General features: G+C 58.9%; 8 protein-coding genes. All 8 read right to left on the bottom strand.

Annotation, left to right across the window (positions count from 1 at the left end; translation table 11 throughout):
- Positions 1 to 74 precede the first annotated feature (74 nt).
- The 8 genes from B348_RS0114200 to B348_RS0114165 all read right to left on the bottom strand — a co-directional run bounded on the left by B348_RS0114200 (position 75) and on the right by B348_RS0114165 (position 8,907).
- Positions 75 to 1,934, bottom strand: coding sequence for a DUF3857 domain-containing transglutaminase family protein (locus B348_RS0114200; RefSeq protein WP_017736748.1), 1,860 nt, complete (start codon positions 1,932 to 1,934; stop codon positions 75 to 77).
- A gap of 167 nt (positions 1,935 to 2,101) precedes the next feature.
- Positions 2,102 to 2,686, bottom strand: coding sequence for a His-Xaa-Ser repeat protein HxsA (gene hxsA / locus B348_RS01000000130040; RefSeq protein ID WP_032864876.1), 585 nt, complete (start codon positions 2,684 to 2,686; stop codon positions 2,102 to 2,104).
- Positions 2,683 to 3,909 (bottom strand): His-Xaa-Ser system radical SAM maturase HxsC, encoded by a 1,227-nt coding sequence (hxsC, locus tag B348_RS0114190; protein ID WP_017736746.1) that lies wholly within the window; start codon positions 3,907 to 3,909, stop codon positions 2,683 to 2,685. The genes hxsA and hxsC overlap by 4 nt, the downstream gene beginning before the upstream one ends.
- A 1-nt stretch (position 3,910) precedes the next feature.
- Positions 3,911 to 5,401, bottom strand: coding sequence for a His-Xaa-Ser system radical SAM maturase HxsB (gene hxsB / locus B348_RS0114185; protein ID WP_017736745.1), 1,491 nt, complete (start codon positions 5,399 to 5,401; stop codon positions 3,911 to 3,913).
- A 1-nt stretch (position 5,402) separates the two neighbouring features.
- Positions 5,403 to 5,702: a His-Xaa-Ser system protein HxsD gene (hxsD, locus tag B348_RS0114180; protein ID WP_017736744.1), complete on the bottom strand. Its 300-nt coding sequence runs from the start codon at positions 5,700 to 5,702 to the stop codon at positions 5,403 to 5,405.
- 171 nt (positions 5,703 to 5,873) lie between these two features.
- Positions 5,874 to 6,971 (bottom strand): DNA alkylation repair protein, encoded by a 1,098-nt coding sequence (locus tag B348_RS0114175; protein ID WP_017736743.1) that lies wholly within the window; start codon positions 6,969 to 6,971, stop codon positions 5,874 to 5,876.
- 20 nt (positions 6,972 to 6,991) lie between these two features.
- A complete protein-coding gene (locus B348_RS0114170; protein ID WP_017736742.1) occupies positions 6,992 to 8,338 on the bottom strand; it encodes a glutamine synthetase family protein in 1,347 nt (448 codons plus the stop codon).
- An 11-nt stretch (positions 8,339 to 8,349) separates the two neighbouring features.
- On the bottom strand, positions 8,350 to 8,907 hold the full coding sequence (locus B348_RS0114165; RefSeq protein ID WP_017736741.1) for a helix-turn-helix domain-containing protein: 558 nt from the start codon (positions 8,905 to 8,907) through the stop codon (positions 8,350 to 8,352).
- Positions 8,908 to 9,001: the final 94 nt, after the last annotated feature.

Below are 9,001 nucleotides of genomic sequence, written 5' to 3'. Positions count from 1 at the left end.
GTATCAGGCAAACCGAGGTGATGCCATCGCAGGCAAGCCAGCTCCCACAGGAATAGGGTTGTGTCAGGTGGGTATTAGAGCTTCACCACCTGATGCACCTGCTCCGCACACGCCCGTGCCTCGTCGACCATCTTCCCAAACGCCGCGCTGACCATTTCATCATGGGTCAGCCAGCGCATTTTCTGGGTCAGGCGATAGTGATAGCGCAGCGCGCCGTCTTCACGCTGGCCTTCCAGGTCCAGGTCGTACCACGGCGAGCGCACCTGGCAGCCGGGAATGGCTTTATCCATCTGCCCACCGCTCAGGGTGATGGTGTAGTCATTGGTTTCCGGGTTGCCCTGGTCCAGGTCGGCCTGCTGCCCTTGGCGGCGGTAGTAGACGAAGGCATCCCAGCGGCCTTTGAGCGACTCATCGGTGTAGACGTAGCCATCCGCCAGTTTCTCCAGCGCGCGCTGGTCGTTCATGGTTGCGTTGACGCGATACCCGTCGTGAACGACAAAACCGCTGGCCGCGCGGCTGACGTGGCAGTCGCTGATTTCATGGCCGAAGTTGGCGCAGATGTTCTGGTCGGTGGCGGTGCTGCCTTGCTGGCGGTCGGCGACGCTCAGTTGCATCAGCGGCAGGCGGCTGAAGGTGAGGGTGGCCTGGATCGCGGCGTTGCCTTGCTGGTCGTAGTGCACCTGTTTGTCCAGGCGCAGGCTGGTTTCGGGGCGTTCCAGCGGGATATGTTCTGTGCGCACCTGACCCTGGGCGTCGTTGACCAGCACCCAGCGGTCCTGGATATCGGGCATGGTCTGGCCCGGGGCGAAGACCGGGTTGGTCGGGTCCAGCCACCAGACCTGGCCGCCCACTTCGGCGCGCACGATGGCGTGGTTGGGCGCGTTGGTGCCGGGGATCAACAACGATTCCACCACATCGCCACGGCTGACCCAGGCGGTTTCGGCGGGGATGCCGCTGGCCTTGAGCATGGCGGTCAGCAGAATCGCCAGATCCTTGCAGTCGCCATACCCATGCTGCTCGATTTCCGCCAGGTTGAACGGTACATAGCCGCGCTCGGTGGCACGCCAATCGCCGAGATAACGGTAGTGATCGTTGAGGTGTTGCATCAGCGCCCCGACCCGTTCGGCGGGCGCCAAGTCGCGCGCGGCGGCGACGGCGGCCGCACTGTGTGGCGGCAGGCGGGCACCGAGGATCTGGTTGTAGCGCTGGGCGAAATCACCGAAGTACGCCTGTTGCTCCATGGCACTGCCCACTTCGATACGCGGGATGCGCAGTAGCGCGGCGTTGGATGATTCGTTTATGTAATTGAGAAAGGTCGGGGCTTTTTGCACCACGTCCAGGGTCTTGCCGTTGGCCGATGGCGTCACCTTGAAGCCATCGAACAGCTCGCTGCGCCACTGGATCGGCCGCTCGGCGGTAAACCGCGCCTTGAAGCGGTCGCGACGGGCCGCGCTGGGGCCGAACTTGAGGGCGTAGTGAAACTGCGTCATCAGCGGCTTGGCGGGGCGATGCTCGCGCACGGTGTAGCGGATCTGCGTGCCGACGCGCAGGTTGGGAAAGGCCAGGGACGTCTGCTTGTCGCGGCTGAAACCCTGGTCCGGGTTGGGCGCGGTGCGCGTGTCGATCTGCGTGGCCGCCAGCGCAACCGGCTTGGCGCCGGGCTGGGTGGATTGCGCAGCGATCACTTCAAAGGTGTCGCCTTCGGCGTAGTCGAAGTCGATGCGCGAGAGCATCTCACGGCCGTTGGGCTTGAGGATGGTGTAGTGGTAGGTGGTGGTGCAGTCAGTGCTGGCATCACGGTTGAAGTGGCAATGCAGCTCGGTGTCGCTGGCCAGCGGGGCTTCGGCCAAGGGTTGCAGCGCGGCGAAAACGGAGGGAGCTGCGAGCCCCAGACTGATGGCAAGCAAGGGACGGTAAAACGCAAAACGGTACATGGGCGCCTCGGGTGACACATTGAAACAGCTACCTGGCAGGTAGCGAGAAGGCGCCGGATGATAATGGATCGCAACGGAGAAGGCGAGGATTGTTCGACAATTTATATGGCTGAAAGGCCCGGGATAGAGCCTTTTGTTGTTTTATGCACCTGGTGGTTCGAAAACAATTAGGGGATCGCAATCCCCAGTGCATTCAGCGTCGGAGTGTCCATGCGACCATGATTCTGCAGGTTTGAGTCGGCCTGGAAAGCCATCAATGCCCCGCGAGTACCATTGCCTAAAACACCGTCGATGCTGCCGCTGTAGTACTGCTTGACCAGCAATGCCATTTGAACGCGCATGACCAACTGGTTTCGATCAGCTGTAGCCGACGTTCGCGCTGGTGCGGCCGAAGGTGTTGTAGACGCAGGTCTGCTGCTTGACCCGCTGAAGCGATTGGCAGTCGTAGAGGGGGCGCTGTAGGCCGAAACCGGCGGCGTGTAGGTGCGTGGGGCGCTGTAACCACCCGAGCCACTGTAGTGCGAGCTATGAGAGCTATGTGAACGGTGGGAGCTGTGGGAGCGATGAGCCGCATAGATGTTGACGGCGTCGGGGGAGTTGAGCGTGTTGTTGAAGACAGGTGATTTATCTGTCGTCGTCCATTCCGGCTGGGTCAATGCGACTTGATTGGCATAGGCCAGGGGACTCAATGCGACGGGAACCAGCGCGGCGCCTTGGCTGATCAGCATTTTCCAACGGTCCATCAGTGTCATGAAGCGCTCCTTGCGTAGTGGATGCCTTCGTCCAGATTGAGCGGGCGAATGCCTCGACTCTGCCAGCGAAGGGAGTGAGATTTGAAGAAACCGGCACAGTAGTGTTTGGCTGTGCAGGATTGGCAGGTGTCGATAAACAGATTTTTCCAATCGGAAATGCTTTGCCGGTAGAACCGCTTCAACGATGGCTCCAGTACACATAGCGGCAAGTTATAGACCGATACGCTCAGCCCACGGATGTCGAGGAAATGGCAGGCGCTTGCGAGTGTGTCCTGATAGTCCAAAGGATCGATCCATAAGGCGTCGTAATTTTTCTTTGCAAGCCCGGTATTTTCGATTCCCATCATCGCGATGTGCTGCACGAACGGCAGGTTGCGGAAAATGAAATGTGCCAGCTCAGGCAGCCGGGGTGACGTCAAACGACTGAGCACAACCCTGATCTCGATGTTTTGACCGGTACGGGCAAGGTTGTACAGCCCCTTCATTGTCTCGCTGAACGCCCCGGGTGCTTGCACTACATGATCGTGGTCTGCCGCATTGTCGGCATACAGCGGGATACCCCAAGTGAGGAGTGGGTGTTCGATTTCGTTGAGACAAGCCAGCCAGCCTGGCTGTCCCAACAGGCGTCCATTACTCAAAATGTGCAGCGATTTCTCCGGCAAGACCTCACTGGCTTTTTTGATCAGTGCAAGGAGTCCGTCGGCGTACAACGTCGGTTCTCCGCCGCTGATACCTATTTGTTCATCGCCTTTATCCATCAAATCAATCAGCCGTAGGTTTTTTTCGACATGCCAGTAGTCGTCGATTTCCTTGGGAGGTTGCGAGCACATCAGGCACAGGCTGTTGCATCTGTCGGTAATGAACAGCAGGTTGCTGTTGGCATTTCGCCTATAAAGCACCCTGACGACATTCGAAGCTGGTGACAGCGCAATCACATCCCCTGGTTGGACCACTTCCTTATCTTTGGGGGCAGTGAGGATGATTCCTGTGTAATCGATCGCAAGTGCGCCATCGACGAGCAAGATACCAGCGACGGGCAGTGTCAGCAGTGTGGGTTGCGCCAGCAGTTCGTCGAGTGTCAGCCATAGCAGCAGGTCATTGAAGCTGGCTTCGCCGGCGCAGCCGTTTGTGCCTTTTTCTATCAACTCGTTAACGCTGATGACTTTGAGCATGCGTGCGGTATCGAGGTGTTGAATCTCAAATTGCGTATCCAGTCTGAGCATCTCAGCCTCCGTATCCTGGCTGCGGCAGATCACTGAGTGAGCGGCGTGCAAGCCACGACATCAGTACTCGCTGGGTCGAGTGATCTCCATTGCGCAATAAACCGAAAAGGTGCGTGAGCAGTGCCGTATTTTTCTGACAGAACGTACTGAAGGAACGATGCCCTATCGGGTCCCCCTGGCGAGCGTAGTGTTCGATAGGGTCTGCGCCGCAATAGGGCACCAATGCGCAATCGGAACAGCCCGGCAATGCCTCGGCGATTCCTGCGTCTAAGAGTTGTTTCACTACCGGCGAGTGCAATAGCTCACTCAACGGCTGCCGGACATTTCCCAGCTTCAGTCCGCTCTCACCCATCTCCAGCAGCATCCGTGCCTCATCAGAGGGGTATACGTCACCGTCGTAGTTGTAGACCAATGCTCCCACTGCGGCACCCAATGGTGAGCGCAAATCGACATAGCCACTTGAGAACGGCGTGAGAATGTTGCCAAGCAATAACGAGGCATAGCCCTCGCTCAGGTAGGTTCCTTCACTGTTGAGTTGAATCAGGTAACCCAGCGCCTCGGTATAAAATCTCAAGTATTGATCAATCGAATAATCCAAGCGCTGGCTGGACTTCTTGGCAAAACCGTAGGGGCTCAGCGGCCTCAGGGAGATACTCTTGAACCCTTGCTTGACGTACTCGTCGATGATTGCCTTCGGGTGCTCCAGGCTTCTTGAAGTTAGTGTGGTGAGTGCTGACACGGCGTCATGGCCGAGGACATCGCGCACGCGATGGATACCCTCAAGTGTGCGCTCATAGGCATTTTTTTCTGGGGTGGGGCGGTTGGCGTTGTGCAAAAAAGACGGGCCGTCCAGGGACGTTGAAAATTGCACCGCGTACTGCTTGGCAAATGCCAGGATAGAGTCTGTGAGGTGATGCAACGTGCTGCTGATAATGAACTGGATACTGCGGCGCTCGGTTTCATTGCGAGCAGTCACGGCCTCGATGATCTGTTTGACTCGATCAAATGCCAGCAGGGGCTCGCCGCCCTGAAACTCTACGGTGAGCACCGGCGAGGGAGACTCAAATAATCGATCGACTGCGTGCATGGCATCTTCGGCAGACATGTCGTGTGCATGGCCACCTAGCGGGGCGCGGGATACTTGGCAGTACTGGCAGGTGTGATTGCATCGCAAAGTGACCACAAACAGATGCAGTGCCGGGCCTCCGAAGAGGAAGTTCTTGCGGCTGCGAATCTGCGCGGCCATTTCTGGAAACGGCGTGTGTACGTCCGGCTCGTAAATGAAATGGCGAGCAAGTAGATCTTTATACAAGGATGACTGACGATCGAGCCGTTTATGTACGATCCCAGACAGGTCAGTGTCCTTTACAAACAGGTACTCTCCCGTGTCTGCAGTGATCAGTACTTGTGAGTCGCCGACTTCCGGCATTCGCATGAAGCGAAACGGGAGCAATCGGTAATCGGTTTGTTTGGCAATCAGAGCGACAGACATATCAGTGGCCGCACTCTTTCAAGGCGACACTGGCCAGAAGCTCCCTCAGCCCGCTGGTTTCCAGTGCGATCTGGTCGCGGAGTGCGAAATCATTCAGATGGCGCAGGATGATGGCTCTGGCCGTGTCAGCAGCGTAGCCCAGCAGATTGGAGGAATCATTTGGCGTGACTTCAAGCACCCATTGCGCGTGCTCGTGACGAACCAAAAAGGCGAAGTCTTTTGCGAGGCTATAGACCACGCGCTGCACGATCCTAAGCGGGTAGACCTGCTCATCCAAATTGAGTGTCAACGACCAGGCCATAACAGGACTCCCTTCCAATAACCTCATGTATGGTTGGGATAATGCCTCAGGTTTAAGGCTAAATGCCATTACTGATGATACAAACTTGAACGCTTGCTGTGCATTGTTTGGATGTTTTCCGCTGCTGCGATCTGGAATTCCTGTTCTAGAGGCATTTCTCTAAGCGACAGTTCAGGCGCGCAACTCAAATTCGGCACTGCCGAGCCTTTCTCCATTCACCAACACATGTACTACATGGCGTCCGGGATAATGCTTGCGAGTCGTCAGTTCACGAATATGTTGCTCGCGCCGAATGCTCTGCTGTTCACCCGCGCCCAGGGTAAACGCCTTGAGCTTGAATACCTTTTTCGCACTGTGCCCCGCGCTTTTCACGTAGTCGATGGCGTAGTCCACCACCAGCTTCTGCGCGGTGTCGGCGGTGGATTCCAGGTTGAACGACAAGCTGATCCGCTCTCCCAGGTTGATCACCGCGGGTGTCACGCTCAACTGATGAATCTTCACCTCGGCCTTGGCCCCTGCACCCATGATCGTCAGCGCGCGGGTGTTGCCTTGCTTGATCAGGCTGCGCAGGGCGTGGCGGGCGATCCAGGCGGTGTGGGGGTTGTCCAGTGACCAGCCTTCGATCAGCGTCAGGACCCAGTCCGGGTGGTCCTTGGTGATGTCGTTGAGGTGGTTGGCCACCGACTTGCGCACGTACAGGCTGGGGTCGGCCTTGAGGTTGTCGAGGATCGATGCGCACAGCTGGGGATTGGCTTGCACCTCGGCCAGGCGAAAGGACCACGGCAGGCGCGGTCGCGAGCCTTCGCTGGCGAGGCGGCGCACATGGTCGTTGGCGTCCAGCGACCAGGTTTGCAATACCGCCAGGGTGCGCGGCAAGTCGCGTAGCAGGAAGGGGCGGATAGCGAATTCGGCGGAACCGAAGGTGGTGAAATATTTGAGCGCGGCCATGGAGCGTTCGACGTCATCCAGCCCGTAGCTCGCCACGTAGTGCGGCAGGAACAGGCTGACAAAGCTGCTGTTCAGGCGCGGTGCCAGGGCGTAAAGCAGTTCCAGGGTTTGCGGGTAGTCGAGGGGGATCACCGCGTGCAGGCTCTCGCTGACCCGCGCCATGCGCTGCAGCACCGACAACTCGGCCAGCCCGGCCTTGGCGTGCTTGAGAAAGCCCTTGGCATCGAACGCTGGGTACACCGCGCTCATCTCATTGGCGATATGTTGCAGGCGTTCGACGTTGAAGATTTCTTTCAGGGCCGGGGCGCTTTGGTCGGTCATCGGTGATTCCATGGGGTGATTTAGAGAAACCAGCGGTATTCCCTGGCGTGGATCTCTTGCTGGAACGCCAAGTGGTCCTGGCGTTTGTTCTCGCAGTACACGTCGACAAATTCGGCGCCCAGCTTATCGCGCAATACGGCTTGGTGTTGCATGGCGCGTACGGCATCGAGCATTTCCACGGGGAAATCGGTGCCGCTGCTGCGGTCGTCGTTCAACGGGGCGATGGGTTCGCGCTTGGCTTCAAGGCCGTGTTCCAGGCCAACAAGGATTGCTGCCAGCACCAGATACGGGTTGGCGTCGGCGCTGGCCAGGCGGTGTTCGATGCGCAGGTTGCGCGGGTCGGATTCGGGGATGCGCACGCAGGCGTCGCGGTCTTCAAAGCCCCAGCTGGCGCGGGTCGCGGCGTTGACCGTGCCACCCAGGCGGCGGAAGGCGTTGTGGTTGGGCGAGAAGATCGGCATGCAGTGCGGCAGCAACTCCAGGCAACCGGCCACGGCATGGCGCAGCGGTTGCTGCTGGTGCGCCGCCAGCAGGTTGTTGCCCGCCGCGTCATACAGGCTGACATGCACGTGCATGCCGCTGCCGGGGTATTGCAGGTAGGGCTTGGCCATGAAGCTGGCGCGGTAGCCGTGTTTCAGCGCCACGCCACGGGTGCTGCGGCAGAACAGGGCAGCCCAGTCGGCGGCGCGCAGGCCGTCGTCCAAGTGACCAAAGTTGATCTCGAACTGACCGGGGCCGATTTCGGCGGTGATCACCGTGATGTCGATGCCTTGGGCCTTGGCCGTTTGCGCCATGTCGTCGAGCACGTCGCTGAAGCGCGACAGGCGTTCGATATGCAGGTTGGGCTGGTCGTCGGCGTCGTCGCTCAGCGGGTCGCGGGCGAATTGCGGCAGGCCGTCGGCGAGTTTCTTGTCGAACAGGTAGAACTCCAGCTCAAACGCCACCACCGGGTGAATGCCTTTGTGGTGCAAACGTTCCAGCACCTTGGCCAGCACTTCCCGGGGTTCGAATTCGATGGGCGCTTCGGTGTCGTCCGAGGTGATCAGCATTTGCCCCAACGGCTGCGATTCCCAGCTCACCGGCTTGAGTGTGCCGGGCACCAGGCGGCGGTTGGCGTCTGGGTCGCCGTCGTTGAAGCAGTAATCGCCAATCTTGAACAAACCACCCTGAACCCCTAGCAGCACTGCGTTCTGCGGCAGCTTGAGCGGGCTGCCGGCGGCGACTTTTTCCAGCATCTCGATGGGATAACGCTTGCCGTAGAAATGCCCCGGAATGTCCAGGGCGATCAGGTCGACGTAACGCACGTCGGGGTGGTTCTGGCGAAAGGTCCGTACTTCGGCCAGCAAGGTGGAGGAATGGCTTTTCACGGGTGCAGCTCCTAGTTGTAAACCCACAACACGCGGGCGGGCAGGTCGGTCAGGTTGGCGTAGCGACAGTGGGCGAAACTGGCCAGGTGAAAGCTGTCGCCTTTGAGGAGGGTGACTGAATCGGTTTCACCTTCCACCCACAGCGTCAATTCGCCTTCCAGCACAAAGCCGGCCTGCTCGGCGCGGTCGCTCATGGTCTGTTCACCGCTGTTGGCGCCGGGGGCGAGCAGGCTGTCGAGCATCGAAAAGGCACCGTTCATGCTTGGCGACACGAGGATGTCGGTGATGCCGTTGGCGTAATACACCGTGCGCCGCTCGTTGGGGCGGGTGATCCAGTCCACCGCTTTCGGTTTGGGCTGGCTGTAGAAGTAGGTGGTGGGCACGTCGAGGGCGTGGCTGATGGCGGTCAGGTCTGCCACGGTCGGGCGCGACAGGCCGCGCTCCACCTGGGACAGGAAACCCACCGAACGCTCGATTTTCTGAGCGAGCTGGGCGAGGGTGAGCTTCTTGTGCTTGCGCAGGTCGTGGATCAGGGCGGCAAGGGTGGCGAGTTCTTCTTGGGGCGTCATGAAATTTATGTCGAATAATTTCATGAAAAATTACAGGAATTATTTCATATGGGCAATGGGCTATCTGCGATTGTTGAATCCCCTGTGGCGAGGG

The organism is Pseudomonas sp. CBZ-4, from assembly GCF_000346755.1.
Classification (GTDB): Bacteria; Pseudomonadota; Gammaproteobacteria; order Pseudomonadales; family Pseudomonadaceae; genus Aquipseudomonas.
Note: the sequence above shows the minus strand (reverse complement) of the source record. Positions and strands in the feature narration are given on the sequence as shown.